The sequence below is a fragment of the Fulverythrobacter fulvus genome (genome assembly GCF_037154085.1).
In the GTDB taxonomy this organism is placed as follows: domain Bacteria; phylum Pseudomonadota; class Alphaproteobacteria; order Sphingomonadales; family Sphingomonadaceae; genus Andeanibacterium; species Andeanibacterium fulvum.
In genome coordinates, this window is the sequence record NZ_JBANRM010000004.1 from 297,118 (window position 1) to 320,418 (window position 23,301).

The window sequence follows — 23,301 nt, forward strand, 5'->3', positions numbered from 1 at the left end:
TCAGGGCTCCATCATCAGCACAGGCTTGATCGCGGCGGCAGTCTCGCAGTCGTGCCAGGCGCGGGCGAAATCGTGGAAAGGATAGCGGGCGATCATCCGCTCCACCGGGAAGCGGCCCTGGCGCCACAGATCGACCAGCTTCGGGATGAACAGGCGCGGAGAGGCGCTGCCGCCGAGGATGCCCTTCATGCTGCGGCCGTGAGCGAGCATCGCCATCATGTCCGGCGTCCAGGGCTCGCGCGGGCGAGTGACGAAGCCTGCCGTGCCCTGCATCGCCAGCACTTGCAGGCTGGTGGAGAAGACCTCCGCCGAAGTGGTGGTGTTGAAGCTGAAATCCGCGCCGAAGGGCAAGGTCGCCCTCACCTGCCCGGCAACGTCGCCCTGAGAGGCGTCGATCGCGTGGGTGGCGCCCAACTCGCTCGCCAGTTCGAGCCGCTCGGCCACATTATCGACCGCCACGATGGTTGCCGCACCTGCCACGCGGGCGGCCATCACGGCGGAGAGGCCTACGCCGCCCACGCCGAATATCACGATGCTCTGGCCGGGCTTGACCTGCAGCGCCTCGATCACCGCCCCCGCGCCCGTGATCACACCGCAGCCCATGGGGGCGACGATGTCGAGCGGCACGTCCTGCGGAACGGGCACCGCCCCGCGCGCATTGGCCACGCAATGGGTGGCGAAGCTGGACTGGGCGAAGAAGTGGCTCGCCAGTTTCTCGCCGTTCTGGCTGAGCGAGGTGGTGCCATCGCCCCGCTGCCCGCCGAAGCTCCTCGGCATGGCCTCGCGGCAGTAAGACGGCCTGGCGGAAAGGCAGGACGGGCAATTGCCACAGGAGCCGCCCGAGATGACGACATGGTCCCCGACCTTCAGATGGGTGACGGCAGAGCCCACCTTCTCCACCACTCCCGCCCCTTCATGGCCGAGCACGGCGGGCTTGGGCACGGGCATGCCGATGCCCGCGTGGGAATGGAGGTCCGTATGGCAGATACCGGCCGCCACAACGCGGACGAGGATTTCATCCTCGCGCGGTTCGCCCAGATCGACCTCTTCCAGCACGGGCGCGGGAGCACCGGCGCGCGAGACAGCCGCGGTGATCCTCATTCCGCGGCGTCCTTCGTATCATCCAGGCTGTGGCGCGGCGGAGTCATCTTCGGGCGGCCCTTCATCAGCAGATCGCCCTTCCATGGCACGTCCTCAAGGCTGCGCCAGGCGTTGACCAGCAGCTGCTTGAACACCCACACGCCGTCTTCCTTGATCAGGATATCGTCGCGCGTGCCGATGCCGAAGACGAAGTTCGTACCGTATTCGATGTTGAACTGCAGGATCTGGAACATGGAGCGCACCCGGGCGCCTTCATCCGTCGGCGTCATCAGGAAGTGCTGGAACAGGTGCTGGCGGCCCAGCCACCAATGCTGGCGGTGATACCACAGCTCCTTGAGGTTCTCGAGGATGGCGGCATGCCCCCTCACCTCTCCCTGCCACAGATGGTCGAAGCTGGCGTCCCGCGCGAAAGCGGAGAGGGCCAGATCGGCGTCGGCAAGGTCTATGCCCCAGGCATAGCGGGCATAGGTTTCCATGATGTCCCCGCGATCCTGAGCGGGCATGGTCTTGGGGACGCCGTTCGGCCAGCAGGGCGTATCGCTCATGCCACGGCCTCCATCTGGTATTTCCCGGTCTTCAGCACATCCTCAGGCACCCACACGCCGTGGAAGGTGGAGCGCACGCGCACCGGCATGTGCAGCCGCGCGATGGGGCCCTTGGCGAGGTTCAGCGCATCGAACACGCCGATCTCGCTATGGCCCTGGTCCAGCCGGCTGAGGAAGGACAGAATCCAGCCGTCGCCTTCCTTGGAATTGGGGCTGCGGGGCACGAATTGGGGCTCCTGCACGGAGATCATCTGGCCATGCTCCCACACGTCCAGTTCGCCGGTCTTTACGTTGACATGGCCCAGCGTGCTGGTGCCATCGCCCGAGCGATAGACGATCACCCAGCCGTGGCTGTAATCGCGGCCCTGCCAGCGGTCGTCCGTGCGCGGCATTTCGCAGGGCACCGGCATGATCGGGCGGGTTTCATACCCGCCATCGTTGCGGGCAAGATCGAAGGTCATGCGGGTGAGGATCGGCGGCACGGCCGGCCACACCTTGCCGTCCGGCGCGGGGAAGAAGGGGAAGCAATTACCGTTATAGAGGCAGAGGTCGAGATGGACCTTCGTTCCCTCCGTCACCGCGTTCAGCATGTGCCCGGCGGTGGTGTTCGGCCCTTCGAACCAGCGCACGTCCTCCGCCTTGCCGTAACGCGGCACAATGGCGACCATGGTCGGCTTATCGGGGTGGTATTCGTAGAAGTGCCGCCCTTCCTTCAGCCCGTCTATGCTGGGCGTGATGAGCGGGAAGAACGGCACCACGATGTGGCTTTCGGTGATGGCGAAATCGTGCACCACCCCCGGCCAGGGGGCATTGAACCAGATTTCGTTCACTTTCGCGCCGTCCGCATCGAAGATGTAGATGGCAAAGTCGGTCGTTGAATCGCCCCTCGCCTGATAGGAATAGGTCAGCAATTCGCCCGTTACCCAGTCGACCTTGGGGTGGGCGGTAAGGCTTACCGCGCTCACCTGCCCGCCAAGATCGGTCTGCGGGCCGGTTTCCAGAGTATCGGGATCGATCTCGTAAGGCAGCGCGTCCTCCTTCTGGGCCAGCAGCTTGCCGGCGTGGAACAGCATGGAGGTGTTGGCCGTGCCCGGGCTGGTGCCGGCCGCCAGCGGATCGGCGGTGTAGCGGTTGCGATAGCGGCCGAACAGGCTGCGGCGATGTTCTTCCTGCAGCTTGTAGCGGGGCGTTTCCACCCAGCGGCTGCGATAGCTGACATGGCCATCCTCGAAGCGGACCATATGGGCCATGCCCTCGCCGTCAATGAAGATATCCTCGCCATTCATGGGCGGATATTGCCGGTCCGCCCCGCAGCGATACCAGGTGCCGCGCAATTCGGCAGGGAGATGCCCTTCGACGATCTCCAGCCCCTCCACATGGGATTCGCTGCGCAGGGGTTTGCCCCAGCCCTTGTAGAGCGGGATATCCGGGAAAGTGATTTCCATCTGGCCTCTCCTCAGCCGATTGCCTGATCCACCGCGCTCACCGCCTGCCGTGTGAGGCAGACCGGCTCGCCGGAATTGATGAGCAGCGCCTGTTTGCGCACGTAACGGGTCAGGTCCGGCCGCAAGCCCGGCAAACCCGAGAAGCCGAAGCTGTCGTTCTTCGCTTCCGATCCGAAGAAGGTGAGGAATGCATCCTGGATGCTCACCTTGCCCGCGTCGATCCGCTCGCCCACGGCCATGGCGCTTTCCTCGTCCGGGCCGATCACGGCGGCGGACAGGCCGTAATCCGTATCGTTGGCAAGGCGGATCGCCTCCTCGATATCGTCATAGGCCATCACCGGCATGCAGGGGCCGAAGGTCTCTTCGCGCATGATCTTCATCTCATGCGTCACGCCCGTCAGCACCGTGGGGCGCATATAGTCCCCGCCGTCGATCTGGAACGGCGGGCCGCCTTCCGCGATACTCGCACCCTTGGCCAGCGCATCTTCCAGATGGCCCCGAACGATGGCAGCCTGATGCGGCCCGGTGAAGGGGCCGATATGGCCACCCAGCGGATCGGGGTGATTGAGTTCGATCTTCTTCGCCCGCTCGACCAGCGCGGCGACGTATTCGTCATGAATCTGGCGATCGACATAGATGCGCTCGATGGAGAAGCAGACCTGCCCGGTCGCGCTGATAGCGCCCCGGATCGTGGCGGAAACCGCCCGGTCGATATCGGCGCCCTTCATCACGATCAGCGGGTCCTTCCCGCCCAGCTCCACGTCATAGGGGATCATCCGTTCCCCGCAGGCGGCCGCTACCTTGCGGCCATTGGGAACGCTGCCGGTGAAGGAGATGTAATCCGCCTCCTGGATCAACGCCTGCCCCGTCTCGCCATCGCCCAGAACGCAGTCGAACACTTCGGCCAGTTCGGGCACTTCACGCACGCTGTCGAACAGCGGACCAGTGAAACGCGGCGTCACTTCGGAAGGCTTCAACAACACCGCGCAGCCCGCGAACAGCGGCGGGATGGCGTGCAGCATGGAAAGCATGGTCGGCGCGTTCCACGGGCTGATAATGCCCACGAGGCCATAGGGCTTGAGGATGCTGGTGAAGCGGATGTCCGGATTGGCCCGCGCCACGCCCTCGCGCAGGGCGCCTCTCAGCTGGGCCGGGGCACTGGCGCACAGCCCGCCGATAATGCCCAGCATCATGTCGGGCGCGATGCGGCTGATCTCGCAATAGCCCGTGTCATGCGAATCCGCGTCGATGATCGCCTGCCGGTATTTCGTGGCGATCACCTGCGCCCAGCGGCCCATCACCTTCACCCGCTCTTCCGGCGGCATGGCGGCCCATTTGCGCTGACCGGCGCGCAGGCGGGCGGCCTTGGCGGCCACCGCCGCGCGGTCGGCAACTTCGATTTCCAGATCCGGTTTGCCGGTGCGCGGATTGCGCACGGCCAGGCTACGCCCTGCCATCCGTCTTCTCTCCCGATTATCCTCGTTGTATCCGGTGCCTTTGACGACACCGCTCTTTATTGATTATTCAATGAACGGAGCAGCCGAGTCAACCGGGGATCGGTGATAGAAAAGGCGGACGGGGAATGGCCAAGGGACAGGGCGCGAAAGCGCCGGCGAATGATGGGGCAATGCCCATGGCGGATGAGGATATCCCTCCTTCCTATCGCCTCGGCGGCATGGCGTTTTTCGGCTATCGCCTGGCGGTGACGGCCAAGTTGTTCGACCGCAAATTCGTGGAAATGCTCAAGGCCCATTCCACGCTCACTCTTCCCCAATGGCGCTGCCTCGCCCAACTCGGCCTGGCGGAACGCGGAACGGTGCGCAGCCTTGCCGAAGGCGCCGTGGTGGACCGGGCCGAAGTAAGCCGCGCCCTCGCCCGGCTGGAGGCGCAGGGCATCGTCCAGCGCCACCGCAACGATGAAGACCAGCGCAGCCCGCATTTCAGCCTGACGCCCGATGGCCGCGCCCTGTACGACCGGCTGCGCAAGCCGGTTTCCGAGTTCATCGGATCGCTCGTTTCGCAGGTGGACAAGCGCGATATCGAGGCGGCCGACAGGGTGCTGTGGACCATCTCCAAAGGCTGCTTCGACTGACGCGAAATACCGCCCGGTCAAATTTGTTCTAATCGTCATAAACGAGTCACATGAACCCGGCAGTTCGCCCTAGTTTAACGGGGAATTGCGCGGCTATGGCACTCGTCAACATCTTCCTGACAGACCCCAAGGGGGACGCGATGGAGGATTTCGTCCATGACGATATGACCTTCACTTTCAACAGCATGGACGGGGCAGGCCCCCGCCGTCTGGTGGAAGGTCCGATGTGGGCGTTCGTCGACTGGGTGATGGTCGATCTTTCCGGCCTGGAAATGTGCCGTCGCCTGCGCGCGGACCCGCGCACGCAGGACTGCCATATCACCATCGTGCTGGAACAGGACGATCAGGAAGACCGCCGCCGCGCCCTGCGCGCTGGGGCCGACGACTACATTGTCGGCCCGCTTGACCGGCAGCGGATTCTCGACCGCGTCCTTGCGCTCCAGTCCCGCCAGCAACAGCGCCATGCCACGCAGATGGTGGAACTGGGATCGCTCAAGATCGACCTCGGCGCCCAGCAGGCGCGCTGGTCGGAAAAGCCGATCCCGCTGCGCCCCAACGAATTTCGCCTGCTGCGTTTCCTGGCTGAAAATCCCAATCGCGTGCTTTCGCGGCAGGAGATGATCGAAGGGCTCGGCAAGCAGGAACCGCCGATCGACCCGCGCACGGTAGATGTGTGGATCGGCCGCCTGCGCCGCGCCTTCCGCTCTGCCGGCGCGGGCAATCCCCTGCGCACCGTCCACGCCATGGGCTACGTCCTCGACGCTCCCTGAAGGGCACTTAGCGGCGCCCCAAAGCGCCCTAGCGAATATCGACGCCCGCTGAGCGAGCCAATGCCGCCGCGGCATCGCGGCGACGTTCCGCCTCCTGCAACCGCACCCTTCGCCCCTGACCCGCACCAAAAAAACCCGGCCGCGAGTGTCCTCGCGGCCGGGCTGAGTGGGTGGCTCTTGAACTTGTTCATCGCGACGCCAGCGCGGGGCGGAGAGGCTGCTCCTGCCCTTTGGCGTAACGCGGCAAGGCCTGACGGTAAGCCGCCGGGCCTCACCTTGCTAGATCAGAATGTCGCCGAAAGCGAGACACCAACCGATGTACCGACATCGTAAGTATTGATGTCGACGCGACGGTCTTCAAAGGTCTGATATTCCTCGTGCTTCGTACCGAGGATGTTACGAACCTCGAATTTCGCCTCGAATTCCGTGCCGAGCGCCTTGAACCCTTCGCGCGCGACGAAATCGAGCTGGAAGCCCGGCTTTTCGATCACGTCGGGTTGCGGCGGGTTCCCGTTCAGACCGCGACTGACCACACGTTCGCTTGCGTAGGTGAGCAGGAAAGTCTGCTGGGACAAGCGGTCTTCGTTCTCAAGTCCGAACTGCAGATTGACAATATGGTCCGACTGGCCGGTCAGCGGCGTACCATCCCGGAAGTAACCCGAGGCATCGGTTGCGAAGGCAGCGTAGACACGCACTTCGTCGTCCGGACCGACTTCCAGCTTCGACTTGGTGTAGGTGTAGTTGCCGAGCAGCAGGAACCGGCGATTGCCGTCACCCCAATCTCCGACGTTGAAGTACTTCTGGACTTCAATTTCACCGCCATAAAGCTGTGCTTTCGGGGCATTGGCGTAAGAGGTCGTAAGATCGACGCCGGTAACGAATGCTTCGATCGGCTTATCGATCTTCTTGAAGAACGCAGCGGCGCTCACCCGTTCGTCGCGGGCAAAATAATATTCGAAGCGCGCTTCGGCATTATAAAGCTGGCTGTCTTCAAGCAACGGGTTGCCGCGATAGGGGCGGCCGTTGTCGGGATCGTAATAGGGTTGATAGATCAGCTCGCGGAATTGCGGCCTGGCGATCGTCTTGGAAGCGTTCAGGCGAACCTGCATTCCCGGTTCGATCTCATAAGTCAGGGTGGCGGCAGGCAGCCAATAGGAATTGGCGAGATGCGCTTCCGCCGCATTGCCGGCAGCCACGTTGAATACCGGAATCGCCGTGACGTCGAGCTTCGCGTCCTCATAGCGGACACCGGCATCGAGGCTCAGCGCGTCGGTCAGCTGCGCGTTGATCTTTGCATAGCCGGCCCAGTTGACGAGATCGCCAGCATAGGCGGGATTGCCCGGATCGTTGTCGATCAGCTGAATTCCAAGCCCGGTCACGATCCCCGGCGCCATCAGGAGATCCGGCCGAAGCATCCCGGCGCCGCTAATGACGTTGGCATCGCCCATGAAGTCGTTGGGGGCGAGGAACTTGTATTCACGGCGCGAACTGGTGCGGTGCGTATCGGAATAGGCGCCACCCACGGAAAAACGCACCCCGTCGACGATCGTGTAACCGAGATCGACCCCGCCGAACCACAGATCTTCGTTGAGGTCCGAGAAAGTCACGCTGCCGTCGCCGCCGTTGCCGTTGTTCAGGCGGTTGACGAAATACTTGCCAAACGGATCGGCATCCGTGTTCGTCCGCACATATTCGAAGAACAGTTCAAACGGCGCCTTGCGCTTGGAATTGGCATAACCGCCGCGAACTTCGACCGTAAATGCCGGCGTGATTTCGAACTCGCCCACCAATTGCGTATCGAACAGCTGCCGCTCGAAGAAGCCGGTGTTCTGCTGGAGGAAATCCGCATCCGACTGGTGACGCTGCCCCAGGCTAAGGCCTGCCTGCTTGACGGTGTCGTGGACGTAGACATTGGTCAAACGAATGCGGTTGTTGTCGCCGAATTCGTAGCCCAACCCGAGCAGGCCGTTGACGACGATGCGCTGGTCAGTGACCGTCGAGACGAAATTGGATTCCAGCTGTTCGAGATCCGCGTTGAGCGAAGACTGCCGGAGCGCCTGGCGAGTAACATATTTGTTGCTGTATCCGCCGGCGGCGATCAGCCCCAGTTCGCCGTCGCCGACCGCGAAGGTCTTGCCACCCGAAAAGCTGGCACTGACATTGACGGGCGTGTGCTTGTAGCGCTGCAGCACCGCGTTACGGCTGGTAACCAGCTGGGCCGCGATCGCGCTGTTATCGGCATCCGGAAGCTCGCTGATCTGCTCGCCGCTATCGAAATAGGCCTGCAGGAGCGAAGGATAGTCGCGATTGCCGTTATCGTAACCCGTCCAGTCCGTGCTGCTGCCGAAATAGGTCAGGCCGTCCTGGAAGGTGGTGAAGGAATCGCCAGAGACGCCCCCGCCGATTGTCAGGAAGTCATCCTTGGGCGTTGCCTTGGTGGTGAGGTTGATCACACCGCCGCCGAATTCGCCGGGAAAGTTAACCGAATAGCTCTTCTGCACCAGTGACGAGGCGATAACGCCAGTCGGGAACATATCGAGCGGAACCACGCGCTTGAGCGGCTCGGGGCTGGGAAGCGGGGAGCCGTTCAGCATGGCCAGCGAGTAACGATCGCCAAGGCCACGAACATAGACGAAGCCGTTGCCCACCACACTGAGGCCGGTGACACGGCTCAGCGCACCGGCAATGTCGCCCTCGCCCGTGCGGGCGATTTCCGCGGTCGAAAGAACGGAAACGACCTGATCGGCAGTTTGTTCGATATTGCGGTCGCGCCGACCCGTAACGACGATTTCACCGCCGCCCGGGATCGATATCTCCACATCTTCGTCCTGCGACTGGGGATTCTCACTGGCCGGAGCAGTGGCGGACGATTGGTCATCCGTCGCCCCCTCGTCCTGTGCAAACGCCATGCCTGGCGCAGTTAGCGCAGATGTGAACAGCAAGGCGCCCGCAAGGCGCGAAATGGTGGACATCGGATTTCCCTCAATAACCGAATGTAAGGATGGGGGCAGCACGTGACCGGCTGCCCCCGAGATCGTGTCAGGCAGCCGCTCAGGTGATGGGCAGTGCCGTACAGTCGGTCGCCCCACCGAGGTTCGCCGTCGAGCTGTTGCAGGTCCAGCTGTTGTACCAGGTGGTATTGCCGGTCCACGCAGCACCGGCACGGTTCGGGCTGGGCAGCGTGAAGAACGACGACAAGGTGGTGGGATCGGTGGTCACGATCGCGTCTTCATTGGAACCATTGACAAAACCGGTCAGGGTCGAAGTCAGATTGTCGTTATTGTTGGTTCCGGAAGTGAAGAAGCCCTGGACCTGTGCCGCCGTATAGGAACCGGTGCCGAGATACTGGGCAACCCCATCGCCGCTGCAGGTCATCGCGACCGACTTGACGGTGAGGGTGGCCGGCACGGCGCCCGAGCCGTTCATGCGGATACATTCGTTATTCGGCGTGTAGATCACGCCGTTATACAGGGTGACGTCCGAATTGCCGCGGAACAGCGTGGATGCCTTGTCGCCGCTGCCTTCGTTATTGGCGCTGACATCGGGCTGGATGGCAGTGAAGTTGGACACCTTCAGATTGGTGCGCGGAAGATCCGTTTCCTTGCCGTCGCTGTCGATTTCGAACAGCGCGTCGCCCTGGCCGGGGCGCTGGATCAGCAGTGCGTACTGAACGTCCAGACGCGCGCCAGTGTCGACATCGAGGCTGTCATCGTCAGCGCCCGTGGCAACGTAGTACTTCACGCCGCCCTTGCCGCCGAACACTTCCATGCCGTCGTCAGAGCTGTTGTGCGACTGGATGTGATCGATGGTGGTGCCGCTGCCGACCGCTTCGAGGGTCAGAGCCTGCAGTTCCTTGTTGTTGCTGAGCACGAACCCGGAATAGCGGAGCTGCACATACTGCATCGTACCTGCATTGTAAGTGTCATCCGTGCCGCCGAAGACGGCAGGAGTGTTCGCGCCTTCGGTCGAACGTTCGCAAGTATGAGTCGCGGGATCGCCGGTGGCGACGCTGCCGGTATCGCAGTCAGTGACCATGGCGCGGCCCATCAGCACCACGCCGCCCCACTGGCCGATCGAGCTGTTGGAGTTGAACCCGGCGACGTTATCTTCGCTGGTGAAGACGATCGGCGCGGAGGAGGTACCCACGGCGTTGATCTTGTTGCCACGGTTGACTGCCAGCCAGGACTGACCGGTAGAACCATAAAGGATCACGCCCGGAGCGATCGTCAGGGTGACATTGGTGTCGGCTTCAAGCGGGGTCGTACAACCGACAGTCGTCGAAGTGTAGGGAGAACCCTTGGACGGAGCCACGAAGCCGCCATCGCAACCCACGTCCACGCGGCCAGCCATCGAATAGAGCAGACCGGGGATCTTCGGCAGGGTGGTCGAAACCTTGATCAGCGAAGGCAGTTCGCAAACGCGCCACGTGCCGGTCGGGCCCGAGATCGTGCCACGATCGGTCAGGCCCTGCGGGTCCGAGATCGTGGGGCAGGCGCCAGCCGGGGTAACACCGGTGGGCGAAGTGGGCGTAGGCGTGGGAGCCGGCGTAGGAGCGGGCGTGATGATCACGTCACCGCCGGTACCCGGCGAAACGATGTCGTCGGGGCCACAGGCGGAAAGAGCCAGCAGGCTGCAGCCGATAACGAGCGAGCGGTGGATATTTTTCACGGCGAGCGGTCCCCTCAAAAACCGAAGAATCGAAGTCGCGAACTGTTGATCGCGACTCGCCCGCTAGACGGGAGACATGACAGTTTCTTTGCAAAGTTACGCTTGAGCGCCGGGGCGGATTTTATGAAGTTTTTGTGACACTTATTACAATTTGAGGACTCTGCCCGGTCACACACGCAACTCACGGAACGCGCACCGAAAATGCTCCATTCCGCCTTCCCTGGGGCCTCCCTGGAGCCAAATGTTACACTTCGATGACATTGTTTCATTTTTATTGCAGTCAGCGCGGGTCAGGCACACTCTCCCCTCATAAGAAACACGCAAGCGGGAGATCTGTGATGCGAAAAGTCCTTGTCCTTGCCCTGCTGGTCGCCGCGGGTTCCCCGGCTGCCGCATTTGCTGAAGATACCGGCGCGCAGAGCGTCGATGTCGCCTATCAAGCCCTTTCGGAAGGTCGCACTGCCGAAGCCATCGCCAAGCTGGACGGGAGCGCCGCCGTGCAGACTTCCGATCCGGCGGCCCTGATCAATCTCGGCACTGCCTATGCCCGGCAGGGGCGCATTGCCGATGCCCGGGCGATGTTCACTGCCGCCATCAAGAGCGAGGATCATTATTTCCTCGAGCTGGCCGACGGCAGCTGGATCGATTCCCGCAAGGCGGCGAAGATGGCGTTGAAGAATCTCGACAAGAGCGCCGGTATCGCACTGCGCTGATACCCTGCGCTGATTCTGGCCCCTTGACGGGGCTGTCATAACTGATCCGGCCTTTCGGCCATCGGACCCGCGCGAGATCGCCCCCTCGCGCGGGTTTTTACTTATGACCTCGCCGAACGACCCGCCCGGCCATCGGCGCCCCATCGGCTAAGGTGTATGTCACGCCTTTGTCATGTGCTGCCCGCATCAGGCGGCAATGATGAGGGACCTGATTCTCCTGGCGGGCCGTTCTGCGGCGCCCGTTTCGCTGGCCTGCGCAGCCGTCCTTGCGGCGGCTCCTGCCCGCGCGGACGTGCTCGAGATCGGCGGCGAAGGAGCCTATTGGGTCGCGGGCCCTGCGCTCGGTCAGGAAGGGGCAACGGCCCAGCAGCTTTCCGCCAGCTATGCGCCGCAAGCCGCGCTGGAGCAGGTGCCCGACGATATCGCCGTGCCCGAAGTGGCCGTTGCCGTTCCGGAACGGCATGCCGCCATTGTTCCCGACACTTATGACGCCAAGGTGCGCGAGCTTGCCCGCCGCTTCGACCTCAGCCCCGCGCTGATCGAGGCGCTGGTCTGGCAGGAGAGCCGCTGGCATGCCGGCGCCGTCTCGCCCAAGGGCGCGCGCGGCCTTGCCCAGTTGATGCCCGGCACTGCCCGCCAGCTGGGCGTGGATGCCAGCGATCCCTTCGCCAATCTGGAAGGCGGCGCGCGCTATCTGCGCGAGCAGCTCGACCGTTTCGACGGCGATCTGGAAAAGGCGCTGGCCGCCTACAATGCCGGCCCCGGCCGGGTGGAGAGCGCCGGGGGCGTTCCCAATATCCGGGAAACCAAAGCCTATGTGGCGGCGATCATGGGCCGCCTTTCGAACCATTCGCGGAGTACCGACTAAATGCGTGCGCTTACTCGTTCCAGGATTGCGGCCCGTCTCGCCGTTCTTGCCAGCTTCCTCGCCCCCGCTGCCGCCCATGCGCAGCAGCAGGTGGGCGATCCGCAGGGCTCGGGCCCGATCGTCTCTGCCCTCCTGTGGCTTCAGGGCACGATGCTGGGCAATGTCGCCACTGCCGTCGCCGTGATGGCCGTGGCCGCCGTGGGCTTCATGATGCTGACCGGCCGCCTCAACTGGCGTTTCGGGGCGACCGTGATCGTCGGCTGTTTCGTGCTGTTCGGCGCGGCCTCGATCGTGGCGGGCATCCAGGGCGCGGCGGGCTGATCCGTGAGCGAGCTGATCCGCCACCCCGTGCACCGGGCGCTTACCCGCCCGCAGATGTTCGCCGGGGTGACATATAACTTCTTCATCCTGAACTTCGCGCTGACGACGGAGCTGTTCCTGATCACCGGCAGTTTCTGGGCCCTGCCCGCTGCAGCGGTGTTCCATGTGATCGGCTATTTCGCCTGTCTGCGCGAACCGCGGATCTTCGACCTGTGGCTCACCAAGGTCAGCAAGTGCCCGCGCGTGCGCAACTGGAAGCGCTGGGGCTGCAACAGCTACGCCGCCTGACGGGCGGCATTGGGGCCTCAGGAGGGCCTGTTCGAATGGTGAAATGGATCGGAGCCGCCGCCTGGAGCGCGAAGGAAGCCCTCGCGGGCGACCGCCTGCCCTATGCCCGGCTGGTGGACGAGAACACCGTGCTGCTGCGCGACGGTTCGCTGCTGATGGCACTGCAGGTGCCCGGCCTGCTGTTCGAGACCGAGGATAGCGACGCGCTGAACGCCCATGCGGCCACGCGCGAGGTGATGCTGCGCGCCAATCTGGATGCGCGCTTCGTGATGTATCACCACGTCATCCGCCGCCGGGTGCAGGTGGAACTGGAAGCGACGTTCGAGGACCCGCTGTCCGCCCATATCGACCGGCGCTGGCGCGAGAAGCTGAGCCGCGGAGCCCTGTTCATCAACGACCAGTTCGTCACGCTGGTGCGCCGCCCGGCGCGCGGCAAGGCTGGCCTGGCAGAGCGCATGGCCAAGATGTGGCAGCGGAAGGGTCAGGAAGTCCTGGAGGCCGATCCCAAGGATCTGCGCAGCCTGCGCGCGGCGGCAGGCGCGCTGATCGCCTCGCTCGGCCAATATGGCGCCACCCTGCTGGGCGATTACCAGGGCAATGGCGGGCAGACCAATTCCGAAGTGCTGGAACTGCTCTCCGCGCTCTACAATGGCGAGATGCGCCCCGTGCGCCGCCCGGTGGACGATACCGATATCGGCCTGATGCTGCCCTATCGCCGGGTAAGCTTCGGGCTCGACGCGATGGAAGCAAAGGACGGGCGCGGCACCGATTTCGCCTCGATCCTCAGCCTCAAGGACTATCCGGACGCCACTTCGCCCGGCCTGCTGGACCCGCTGCTGCGCCTGCCCTTCGAAATGGTGGTGAGCGAGAGCTTCGCCCCCAGCGAGCGGCAGACCGCCCGCGAAAAGATGGACCTTGCCCTGCGCCGCCTGCGCTCTGCCGACGAGGAAGCCCGCGCCGAACGGGCGGACATGCTGGCCGCACGCGACGAGCTGGGCGCCGGTTCGGTGGGCTTCGGGGACCATCACCTGAGCGTGCTGATCCGCGAGAGCGACCTTGCCCGGCTGGACGATGCCAGCGCCGCCTGCGCCGCCGCCCTTGCCGATACGGGCGCGATCGCGGTGCGCGAGGATACCAATCTGGAGCCTGCCTTCTGGGGCCAGTTCCCCGGCAATGAAGGCTATATCGTGCGCCGCGCGATGATCTCCACTGCCAATATGGCCAGCTTCGGCTCGCTCCACGGCTTCGCGCTGGGGCAGGCGAGCGGCAATCACTGGGGCGATGCCGTCACTCTGCTGGAAACCACCAGCGCCACGCCGTTCTTCTTCAATTTCCACCATGGCGACCTGGGCAATTTCAGCGTCATCGGGCCCTCGGGCTCGGGCAAGACGGTGGTGATGAACTTCCTCGCCGCGCAGGCGCAGAAATTCGCGCCCCGCACGATCCTGTTCGACAAGGATCGCGGCGCGGAACTGTTCATTCGCGGGATCGGCGGGCGGTATGACCGGATCGCCGCGGGCAATCCGGCGGGCTTCAACCCGCTTGCCTTGCCCGACAATGCCGCCAACCGCGCCTTCCTGCGCGACTGGCTGGGCGTGCTGCTGAAGGCCGAGGGGCCGGAGGAACTCGCCACGATTTCGGGCGCGGTCGATGCGGCCTATGCCAACGATCCCGCCCTGCGCCGCCTGCGCCACTTCCGCGAATTGCTGGCCGGCACTCGCCGCCCGATGCCGGGCGACCTGGCCGACCGCCTTTCCCCATGGATCGAAGATGGCGAGCATGGCTGGCTGTTCGACAATGCGGAAGACAAGCTGGACCTGTCCAACCGCGTGCTCGGCTTCGACATGACGGCCTTGCTGGAAAGCCCGCGCCTGCGCACGCCGGTGATGATGTATCTGTTCCACCGCATCGACGAGCGGCTGGACGGCCAGCCGACCATGATCCTGATCGACGAGGGCTGGAAGGCGCTGGACGACGAAGTATTCGCCGCCCGCATCCGCGACTGGCTGAAGACCCTGCGCAAGCGCAACGCGCTGGTGGGCTTTGCCACCCAGTCCGCCCGCGATGCGCTGGAAAGCCGCATCTCCACGGCACTGGTGGAACAGACCGCCACGATGATCTTCATGCCCAATGCCCGCGCCCGGGCAGAGGATTATTGCGACGGTTTCGGCCTGACCGATCACGAACTGGCGCTGATCCGCTCGCTGCCCGCGCACAGCCGCTGCTTCCTGGTGCGCCAGCCCGATGCCAGCGTGGTGGTGCGCCTGAACCTGTCCAACGCGCCCGAAGTGCTGACCATCCTTTCCGGCCGCGAGAGCGCCGTGCGCCGCCTCGACACTCTGCGAGAGGCTGTGGGCGACGATCCGGCCAAATGGTATCCTGTCCTTACCGGCCATGCCTGGCCCAATGCACGGGGCGATGAGGGCGAGGACGATCTCGCCATCTGGGAAGCCGCCGAATGAGCCCGCAATGCCAGCAGGCAGTGGCCGAAGTCGGCAACGGCATCGGCGCATCGCTGCGCGGGGTGGACTGCCTTGCCGCAGACATGACGCAGGCCGCCTTCGGGCGCCTGTTCGGCTCGGGCGGGGCGCTGGTTCCGGCGCTGACCATCATCCTGACGCTGTATGTCGCCTTCTTCGCCTTCGCGCTGATCACCGGCCGCACGCGGATCGGCATCCGCGCGCTGACGCCGCGCATCGTGACCCTGGGCATGGTGCTGACGCTGGCGACGAGCTGGCTGGCCTATCAGACGCTGGTCTGGAACGTGGCCACCGGCGCGCCCGACCAGATAGCGGGCATCCTGACCGGCACCAAGGGCTCGGCCACGCAGGTATTCGGCGACAAGATCGATATCGTCTTCACCGCGATCCAGGATGCGACCGGCCAGGGCCAGCAGCAGGAAGCAGGCGCGCCCCGGAAGGACATTTCCACTTTCTCGCCCGAAGGCATGATGTGGATGGGCGGCACGCTGTTGCTGCTCGGCACGGTCGGGGTCCTCGTCACCGCGCGCATTGCGCTGGCGGTGCTGATGGCTGTGGGCCCGGTCTTCGTGGTGCTGGCCCTGTTTCCGGGGACGCGGGGGCTCTTCGCGGGCTGGCTGCGCGCCTGGGTGATGATGGCCGTCACTCCCCTGTTCGCGGTGGTCGGCGGCACGATGATCCTCGAACTGGCCGTCCCGATCATCAATTCGCTGGTCGCGGTTCCGGGCAAGCTCGATCCGCGCGCGGCAATGGCCTTCTTCCTGATCGGGGCAGTCCATGTCTCGCTGATGATCATGGTCATCAAGCTGGGCGCCACGATGGTGGGCAATTGGAGCGTGTTCGGCCTCGCCGGTTCGGGCGGGCGCGAGCCGCGTGACAGCGCCCCGGCGCCCACCGCGCATAACGCGCCCGTTTCCGTCGAACTCGCCGCTGCTCAGGCCCAGGCGCAGGGATCGCCCGCGCCGCGCCGCATCGCCATTGCCCCGGCAGTGGCGGGAATGGCCGCCAACGATGCCGGCCCCTCCGGCAGTTCCACTCACAGCCGGGAAACCCGGATCGTCGGCTCCGAAGCCGGCGCGTCCGGCCCGCTTTCCTCTTCCCCCTCGCGCGCCCGCGGCATTGGCAGCCGCTTCCGCGCCGCCCCCGTACGTTCATCGGAGAAGTTCAAATGAACCGCGCCCTGCTGCCCGCGCTGATGCTCGCGGCCGCATCCGCTGCCCTTGCCGCCGCTCCCGCTCATGCCGGGGACACGCGGCTTGTGGAGCGCCTCTATAATCCGTCCGAAGTCGTGCTGGTCGAAGGCAAGCCCAATGTGCAGGCCACGATCACTTTCGGCGAAGACGAGCATATCGAGAATGTCGCCATCGGCGACAGCGCCAGCTGGCAGGTCACGCCCAACAAGCGCGCCAATCTGCTGTTCGTGAAACCGCTTTCCGCACGCGCCAGCACCAATATGACCGTGGTGACCGACCGGCACACCTATCTGTTCGATCTGATCGCCCGGCCCGATGCCAAGCCGCTCTACGTCCTGAATTTCCTCTATCCGGAAGAGCCGAAGGCGGAGGAAGGCGAGACGCAGCTCGCCCAGCCACAGGGCCCCAACGATCTGGAAGTGGCGGCGGCGAACGATCCCTATGCCGTGGCCGATCCCGCCAAGCTCAATTTCGCCTGGGGCCGCAAGGGCGCGGCCAAGCTGATGCCCGATCAGGTCTATGACGATGGCGATGCGACCTTCATCACCTGGCCGGCCGATGCGACCATTCCCGCGATCCTGATCAAGGACCGCGACGGCACGGAAGGCCCGGTGAACTATGCCGTGCGCGGCACCACCACCGTGGTCGACGGCGTTCCGGCCGAAATCATCCTGCGCTGGGGCGACGATGTCGCCACGCTGACCCATGGCGGTCAGGCCGGCGCGGCCATTACGGGCAAGAGCCCGGCTCTTGCCAGCAACAGGGAGGCGAAGTGATGCGGCTTGCCATGCAACTGCCCGAAAAGAAGGGCTCGTCCTCGGCCAACGACACCGATCCGCGCGAGGCAATGCCCGCCGAGGTGATCGACCTCGCCAGCCGCAATGCCTTCCCGGTCGTCACTCAGCGCAAGGGCCGTTCCGACATGGTCGGCCTGATGGCGGGCGTGGGCGTTGTCGCCGTGCTCGGCGTGGTGACCCTGTGGGGCATGAACGCGGCCCGCGTGGATAGCGGCCAGCAGGCCCAGCCGCAGGATCAGGTCCAGCCGGTTCCGGCTGCACCGCCCGTCCCCTCGCCCGACGAGATGGGCGCGCAGCAGCCGCAGGCCGTCGCCCCGCCAGTGCCCGCGCCCGATCCGGCGCCTGCCCCGGTCCTTTCCGCCATGCCGGGGGCGCAGCCGGGCTTTGCGCCCAATCCCTATAACAACCCCACCGTGGTGTTCGACGCCAGTTCCATGCCGCTGCCGGTCGCGGCGGTCACGCCCGCCACTCCGGCAGGCAGCACCGTCTCCAGCTCGGCAGGCGATTTCGCCAGCCGCGTGGGCGGCGTGGGCGGCGGCACGGCCAAGGCCGCGCGCCAGTTCGATCCGCAGACCACCGTTGCCCAGGGCACGCTGATCCCCGCCGTGCTGGAAACCGCGATCAACACCGACGTGCCCGGCTATGTCCGCGCCGTGGTGAGCCAGGACGTGCGCTCCTATGACGGCAGCCGCGTGCTGCTGCCGCGCAGTTCGCGCCTGATCGGCCAGTATCAGTCGGGCCTGCAGGCCGGGCAGAAGCGCGCCTATGTGATCTGGACCCGCGCCATCCGGCCGGACGGGATCACTGTGGACCTCGCCTCCCCCGCGACCGACTTTGCCGGGATGACCGGCCTGCCGGGCGATGTGAACACGCATTTCTTCAAGCGCTTCGGTTCGGCCATGCTGCTTTCCGTGATCGGCGGGCTCAGCGCCTTTACCGGCGCGGGCACGGCCGTGGTGCTGGGCGGCGGGCAGAGCGCTGCGGCCACGGCCCTGCAGCAGGACGGGCAGATCGGCCCCACGGTGCGCGTGCGCCAGGGCGAGCCGATCCGCGTCTTCACTGCGCGCGACCTCGATTTCTCGACCGCGCCGACGCTGTAAGGAACCCAAGTTGAGCGCATCGGTCCATATGCTGGCTCCTACCGACGAACCTTCGGCCGCTGCGCCGGCCCCGCTGGGGGGCCCGCGCAGTGTCTATCTCGACGCCTATCTCGCGCCTTTCGCCGAATGGCTGAGCCGCGACACGGTGACCGAGATCATGGTCAACGGCCCGGGCGAGGTCTGGGTAGAAGATGCCGCCCATCCCGGGATGCAGCGCATCCCCGCGCCGGAAATCGACGACCGGCTGGTGCAGCGCCTGGCCGAACAGGTCGCGCGGGTGAGCCATCAGGGCATCAATCGCGAGCATCCGCTGCTGGGCGCCACTCTGCCCGATGGCGCGCGTATCCAGTTCTGCGGCCCGCCCGCCACGCGCAAGCACTGGACCATGGCGATCCGCCGCCACCGCCGGCTGGACCTGCCGCTCGATGCCTATGACACGGGCCCGCTGGTGGCGCGGGCACCGGCTTCCCTGCCCGATCCGGCCGAGCAGCCGGTGGCCTTCCTGCGCGAGGCGATCCGCCAGCGCATGACCATCCTGATCTCCGGCGGCACCTCCACCGGCAAGACCACTTTCCTCAACGCGATGCTGGGCGAAATCCCCTCCGAAGAACGCGTCGTGCTGGTGGAAGATACGCCCGAACTCAAGCTGCCCGGCGCCAATGGCGTGGGGCTGGTGGCCGTGAAGGGCGAACTGGGCGAGGCCAAGGTCACTGCCAACGAATTGCTGCAGGCCGCCCTGCGCCTGCGCCCGGACCGGATCGTGCTGGGCGAATTGCGCGGCGCGGAAAGCGTCAGCTTCCTGCGTGCGATCAATACCGGCCACCCCGGCAGCTTCTCCACCATCCACGCCAACTCGCTGCGCGGCGCGCTCGACCAGCTGGCGCTGATGGTGATGCAGACCGGCATCGGCCTGACCCGCAACGACACGATCGCCTATGCGGCCTCGGTGATCGACGTGGTGGTCCAGCTCGGCCGCAATGGCGACGGTAAGCGCGGCATCGCGCAGATCGCCCTCAGCCACCAATTGGTGTGACCTTTCGGACGCAATCCGGGGCGGACCAGATCGCCGGATGTTTCCACCCATGGATGATTGGCGCTATTTTCACAAATATGTAACATACCCCTCCCATCGAGCCTGTGTCCGGTCGGAAGATTCCGCCCAGCCAGGGGCCAACGCTGCCAAGCAGGAACATGAGTACCCAACTCGACAGCAGAGCCGATGCCTCCACTCCGGTGGACCGCTATTTCAACCGGGAGCTGAGCTGGCTCGCCTTTAACGAGCGCGTGCTGGCAGAGGCCCGCAATGCCCGTTATCCGCTGCTGGAAAGGCTGCGCTTCCTTTCCATCTCGGGCAGCAACCTCGACGAATTCATCATGATCCGCGTGGCCGGCCTTGCCGGGCAAGCCCAGCGCAACATCGCCACCACCTCGCTCGACGGGCGCACCCCTTCGCAGCAGCTGGCCGCCGTGCGCAGCGCCATCGCCGATCTGGAAGTCCAGCAACAGCAGACCTGGCGAGAACTGCGCCCGCTGCTGGCCGGCAAGGGCATCCATGTGGCCGATGAAGGCCGGATCGATGCAGCCGCCGCCAAGTGGCTGCGCGAGCATTTCATCGACAATATCGCCCCCGTCATCACCCCGCAGGCGATCGACCCCGCCCACCCCTTCCCCTTCGTGGCGAATGAGGGAATCGGCGTACTGTTCAACCTCACCCGCCTGGCCGATGACGAGCAGGTTGTGGAGATGATCCTGGTGCCCACAGCCCTGCCGCGCTTCGTGCGCGTGCCGGGGGACGAGGCGATCTTCATCAGCATCGAGAACCTAATCTGCCGTCACGCGGACATCATCTTCCCCGGCTTCCGCGTGGAAGGAGATGGCGTGTTCCGCGTGCTGCGCGACAGCGACATCGAAATCGAGGAAGAAGCCGAGGATCTGGTCCGCTTCTTCCGCACCGCCATCCAGCGCCGCCGCCGCGGCAAGGTCATCATGCTGGAACTGCAGGACGATTTCGACCCCGATGCGGAACAGTTGCTGCTCGCGCAGGTGGGGCTGGACGATGCGATCCTGATGCGCACCGATGGGACGATCGGCCTTTCGGGCCTGTCCGCCATTGTCGAGGAAGAACGTCCGGACCTGAAGTGGGAGCCTTACATGCCCCGCTATCCGGAGCGCGTGCTCGAGCATGACGGGGATTGCTTCGCCTCGATCCGCGAAAAAGACATCGTGATCCACCACCCTTATGAGAGCTTCGAAGTGGTGGTGGACTTCATCCGGCAGGCTGCGGCCGACCCCGAAGTAGTGGCGATCAAGCAGACCCTCTATCGCGCAGGCAAGCAGTCGGCCGTCATCGCCGCGCTGATCGCCGCGGCGGAGGCCGGCAAGGCCGTGACCGCTGTCGTGGAACTGAAGGCCCGCTTCGACGAAGAACAGAACCTGCTCTGGGCCAACCAGCTTGAGCGGGCAGGCGTGCAGGTAATCTACGGCTTCGTGGACTGGAAGACCCACGCCAAGGTCAGCATGGTGGTCCGGCGTGAGGAAGGCCACCTGCGCACTTACTGCCACTTCGGCACGGGCAATTATCACCCGCTGACATCGAAGATCTACACCGATCTCAGCTTCTTCACTGCCGATCCCAAGCTGAGTCGCGATGCGGCCAAGCTGTTCAATTTCATCACCGGCTATGTCGAACCGCGCAATCTGGAGATGCTGGCGATCTCGCCCATCGGCCTGCGCGCGAAGCTGGAACATCTGATCGAGCGCGAGATCGCCAATGCCCGCGCCGGCAAACCCGCTTTCATCTGGGCCAAGCTGAATTCGCTGACCGACGGCCAGTTGATCGACCGGCTTTACGAAGCAAGCCAGGCGGGCGTGCGCATCACGCTGGTCATTCGAGGCATCTGCTGCCTGCGGCCCGGCATCCCCGGTCTTTCGGAAAACATCGCGGTGAAATCCGTGATCGGCCGCTTTCTGGAACACGCCCGCATCTGGGCCTTTGCCAACGGCTTTGCCATGCCCAGCCACCGGGCCAAGGTGTTCATCTCCTCGGCCGACGGGATGGAGCGCAATCTCGACCGGCGCGTGGAAACGCTCGTGCCGATCAAGAATCCCACAGTGCACGATCAGGTGCTGCAACAGGTTCTGCTCGCCAACCTGCTCGACACCGAACAGAGCTGGGAACTGGGCCCGGACGGAACCTATCACAGGCTGGAAGCGGGCGAGCGCCCCTTCAACCTGCACCGCTATTTCATGACCAATCCCTCGCTCTCCGGGCGCGGTACCGCGCTGGATGAAGGCGCCAAGGTGCCCAAGCTAGCCTTGCGCAAGGGCGGGGTCTGACAGTGCTTCTAAGGACAGATTTCACGTGATCGGCGACCGGGACACCGCATTCCCCAACACCCTGCCCCACCGGGCAGTGATCGACATCGGATCGAACACCGTGCGCCTGGTGGTCTATGGCGGGGCTCCGCGCGCGCCGACCGTGCTGCTGAACGAGCGCGTAACCGCGCGGCTGGGCCGCGACCTGATGCATGACGGGCGCATTCCGGAAGTGGCGACGCAGATCGCCATTGCCGGGCTGAAGCGCTATCGTCGCATCCTGACCGACCTGCACATCACCGAGATGGACGTGATCGCCACCGCCGCAGCGCGACTGGCGGAAAACGGCGCCGAGTTCCTCGATCTGGTGCGCGAATGCGGGTTCACCCCCACTCTGCTCTCGGGCGAGGAGGAGGCACGGACCAGCGCCATGGGCGTGATCGGCGCCTTTCCCGGCGCGCGCGGCGTCGTGGCGGACCTTGGCGGCGGCAGCCTCGAACTCGTGGAAATCCGCGACGGCAAATGCACGCATGGCGCCAGCATGCCACTGGGCACGCTGATGCTGGGCGAATTGCGCGCGGAAGGATCGGAAGAATTCAAGCGCCGGGTGAACAAGGCCCTCAAGCACGAGGACTGGGCCCATTCCATGTCGGAACCGCTCTACATGGTGGGCGGCACATGGCGCGCGCTGGCGGGCTTCGCCATGGCGGAAGCAGGCCATCCGCTGACCGATCCGCATGGCTTCGAACTGACGGGCGAAGAGGCGCTCAAGCTCGCCAAGCGCGTGCGGTCCATGACACCCGAAAAGCTCATCGAAATGCGCGTTTCCTCCATGCGCGCGGCGATGCTGCCCGATGCGGCCGCGCTGCTGCATATCCTGCTCGGCAAGCTGGAGCCGCCCCGGCTGATCTTCTCGTCCTGGGGCCTGCGCGAAGGGCGGCTCTATGACCGGCTCGACCCTGCCGCACGGGCGCAGGACCCGCTGCTGGCGGGCATCGCCAGCTTTGCCGCACCGCGCGGCGGACCGCCCGTCCTCGCCACCCGGATCGCAGGCTGGACGGTAGACGCCCTTCCTCGGGACGGGGCGGGATCGGAACGTGTCCGCCTTGCCGCCACTATGCTCGCGCTCGCGTCCATGCAGATCGAACCCAATCTGCGAGTGCGCCAGGCCATCAACTGGGCGCTCTACAAACGCTGGATCAACCTGACGGATGAAGGCCGCGCGATGATCGCCGCGGCCCTGTCGGCCAATTGCGGCACCACCGAACTGCCCAAGGTCCTTACCCGGCTGGCCAGCCCGAAGCGCCTCGACGAAGCACTGTGCTGGGGGCTGGCCGTCCGCCTTGCCCGGCGGCTGGGCGGCGGATCGCGCACCTCGCTGCGGAATACCGCGCTGGGCATATCCGGCGACCGGCTGATGCTCTTCCTGGGTGAGACCCATGCCGATCTGTGGGCCGACCATGTCGAGCAGGATTTGGGCGCGCTCGCGACGCGGCTCGGCCTCGAACCGGCGATGGAAATCGTCCCCAATGACAGCCTGCTCGAAAGGAGCAGCTTCGAAATCCCCGCGCCGGCGCCTTCTCAGAACGCCTAGGCGCGGGAAGT

19 protein-coding genes are annotated in these 23,301 nt (G+C 65.0%); 13 read left to right on the forward strand and 6 right to left on the reverse strand.

All coding sequences use genetic code 11. From position 1 onward, the window contains the following. Genes WFP36_RS13545 through WFP36_RS13560 form a run of 4 tightly spaced genes read right to left on the reverse strand, consistent with a single transcriptional unit; the run spans position 1 to position 4,548 of the window. The gene (locus tag WFP36_RS13545; RefSeq protein WP_336981133.1) at positions 1-1,101 is read right to left on the reverse strand and encodes an NAD(P)-dependent alcohol dehydrogenase; all 1,101 of its coding nucleotides are present in this window, start codon (positions 1,099-1,101) and stop codon (positions 1-3) included. Then, entirely contained in the window at positions 1,098-1,646 is a 549-nt protein-coding gene (locus tag WFP36_RS13550; protein WP_336981135.1) for a nuclear transport factor 2 family protein, read from the reverse strand. The genes WFP36_RS13545 and WFP36_RS13550 overlap by 4 nt, the downstream gene beginning before the upstream one ends. Beyond that, positions 1,643-3,091 (reverse strand): carotenoid oxygenase family protein, encoded by a 1,449-nt coding sequence (locus WFP36_RS13555; protein WP_336981137.1) that lies wholly within the window; start codon positions 3,089-3,091, stop codon positions 1,643-1,645. The genes WFP36_RS13550 and WFP36_RS13555 overlap by 4 nt, the downstream gene beginning before the upstream one ends. Positions 3,092-3,102: 11 nt before the next feature. Then, positions 3,103-4,548 carry an aldehyde dehydrogenase family protein gene (locus WFP36_RS13560; protein ID WP_336981139.1) on the reverse strand — a complete coding sequence of 482 codons (1,446 nt, stop codon included), beginning with the start codon at positions 4,546-4,548 and terminating at the stop codon, positions 3,103-3,105. 125 nt (positions 4,549-4,673) lie between these two features. On the opposite strand from WFP36_RS13560, the gene WFP36_RS13565 reads away from it, so the two are divergent. Both WFP36_RS13565 and WFP36_RS13570 read left to right on the forward strand, forming a co-directional pair. Next, entirely contained in the window at positions 4,674-5,183 is a 510-nt protein-coding gene (locus WFP36_RS13565) for a MarR family winged helix-turn-helix transcriptional regulator (RefSeq protein ID WP_336981141.1), read from the forward strand. A gap of 95 nt (positions 5,184-5,278) precedes the next feature. Continuing rightward, positions 5,279-5,953 carry a response regulator transcription factor gene (locus WFP36_RS13570; RefSeq protein WP_336981143.1) on the forward strand — a complete coding sequence of 225 codons (675 nt, stop codon included), beginning with the start codon at positions 5,279-5,281 and terminating at the stop codon, positions 5,951-5,953. 284 nt (positions 5,954-6,237) lie between these two features. Here the strand turns inward: WFP36_RS13570 and WFP36_RS13575 are convergent, their stop codons facing one another. Then, the gene (locus tag WFP36_RS13575; RefSeq protein ID WP_336981145.1) at positions 6,238-8,925 is read right to left on the reverse strand and encodes a TonB-dependent receptor domain-containing protein; all 2,688 of its coding nucleotides are present in this window, start codon (positions 8,923-8,925) and stop codon (positions 6,238-6,240) included. A 79-nt stretch (positions 8,926-9,004) separates the two neighbouring features. Beyond that, on the reverse strand, positions 9,005-10,621 hold the full coding sequence (locus tag WFP36_RS13580; RefSeq protein WP_336981147.1) for a hypothetical protein: 1,617 nt from the start codon (positions 10,619-10,621) through the stop codon (positions 9,005-9,007). Between the two features lie 338 nt (positions 10,622-10,959). Between WFP36_RS13580 and WFP36_RS13585 the strand changes: the two genes are divergently transcribed. The 11 genes from WFP36_RS13585 to WFP36_RS13635 all read left to right on the forward strand — a co-directional run bounded on the left by WFP36_RS13585 (position 10,960) and on the right by WFP36_RS13635 (position 23,290). Then, positions 10,960-11,334: a tetratricopeptide repeat protein gene (locus WFP36_RS13585; RefSeq protein ID WP_336981148.1), complete on the forward strand. Its 375-nt coding sequence runs from the start codon at positions 10,960-10,962 to the stop codon at positions 11,332-11,334. A 199-nt stretch (positions 11,335-11,533) separates the two neighbouring features. Further along, on the forward strand, positions 11,534-12,202 hold the full coding sequence (locus WFP36_RS13590; RefSeq protein WP_419716638.1) for a lytic transglycosylase domain-containing protein: 669 nt from the start codon (positions 11,534-11,536) through the stop codon (positions 12,200-12,202). Further along, complete coding sequence (locus WFP36_RS13595; protein ID WP_336981152.1) at positions 12,203-12,523, forward strand: TrbC/VirB2 family protein; 321 nt, start codon at positions 12,203-12,205, stop codon at positions 12,521-12,523. A gap of 3 nt (positions 12,524-12,526) precedes the next feature. Then, a complete protein-coding gene (locus tag WFP36_RS13600) occupies positions 12,527-12,811 on the forward strand; it encodes a VirB3 family type IV secretion system protein (RefSeq protein WP_336981153.1) in 285 nt (94 codons plus the stop codon). A 35-nt stretch (positions 12,812-12,846) separates the two neighbouring features. Next, positions 12,847-15,273, forward strand: a complete 2,427-nt coding sequence (locus WFP36_RS13605; RefSeq protein ID WP_336981155.1) for a VirB4 family type IV secretion/conjugal transfer ATPase — start codon at positions 12,847-12,849, stop codon at positions 15,271-15,273. Continuing rightward, on the forward strand, positions 15,270-16,463 hold the full coding sequence (locus WFP36_RS13610) for a TrbL/VirB6 family protein (RefSeq protein WP_336981157.1): 1,194 nt from the start codon (positions 15,270-15,272) through the stop codon (positions 16,461-16,463). The genes WFP36_RS13605 and WFP36_RS13610 overlap by 4 nt, the downstream gene beginning before the upstream one ends. Next, on the forward strand, positions 16,460-17,260 hold the full coding sequence (locus tag WFP36_RS13615; RefSeq protein WP_336981159.1) for a TrbG/VirB9 family P-type conjugative transfer protein: 801 nt from the start codon (positions 16,460-16,462) through the stop codon (positions 17,258-17,260). Before WFP36_RS13610 ends, WFP36_RS13615 begins: the two co-directional genes overlap by 4 nt. An 11-nt stretch (positions 17,261-17,271) precedes the next feature. Beyond that, a complete protein-coding gene (locus WFP36_RS13620) occupies positions 17,272-18,381 on the forward strand; it encodes a TrbI/VirB10 family protein (RefSeq protein WP_336981161.1) in 1,110 nt (369 codons plus the stop codon). 28 nt (positions 18,382-18,409) lie between these two features. Then, positions 18,410-19,414, forward strand: a complete 1,005-nt coding sequence (gene virB11, locus WFP36_RS13625; RefSeq protein ID WP_336981219.1) for a P-type DNA transfer ATPase VirB11 — start codon at positions 18,410-18,412, stop codon at positions 19,412-19,414. Between the two features lie 158 nt (positions 19,415-19,572). Next, on the forward strand, positions 19,573-21,717 hold the full coding sequence (locus WFP36_RS13630) for an RNA degradosome polyphosphate kinase (protein ID WP_336981163.1): 2,145 nt from the start codon (positions 19,573-19,575) through the stop codon (positions 21,715-21,717). Between the two features lie 25 nt (positions 21,718-21,742). Continuing rightward, a complete protein-coding gene (locus WFP36_RS13635) occupies positions 21,743-23,290 on the forward strand; it encodes a Ppx/GppA family phosphatase (protein WP_336981165.1) in 1,548 nt (515 codons plus the stop codon). Positions 23,291-23,301: the final 11 nt, after the last annotated feature.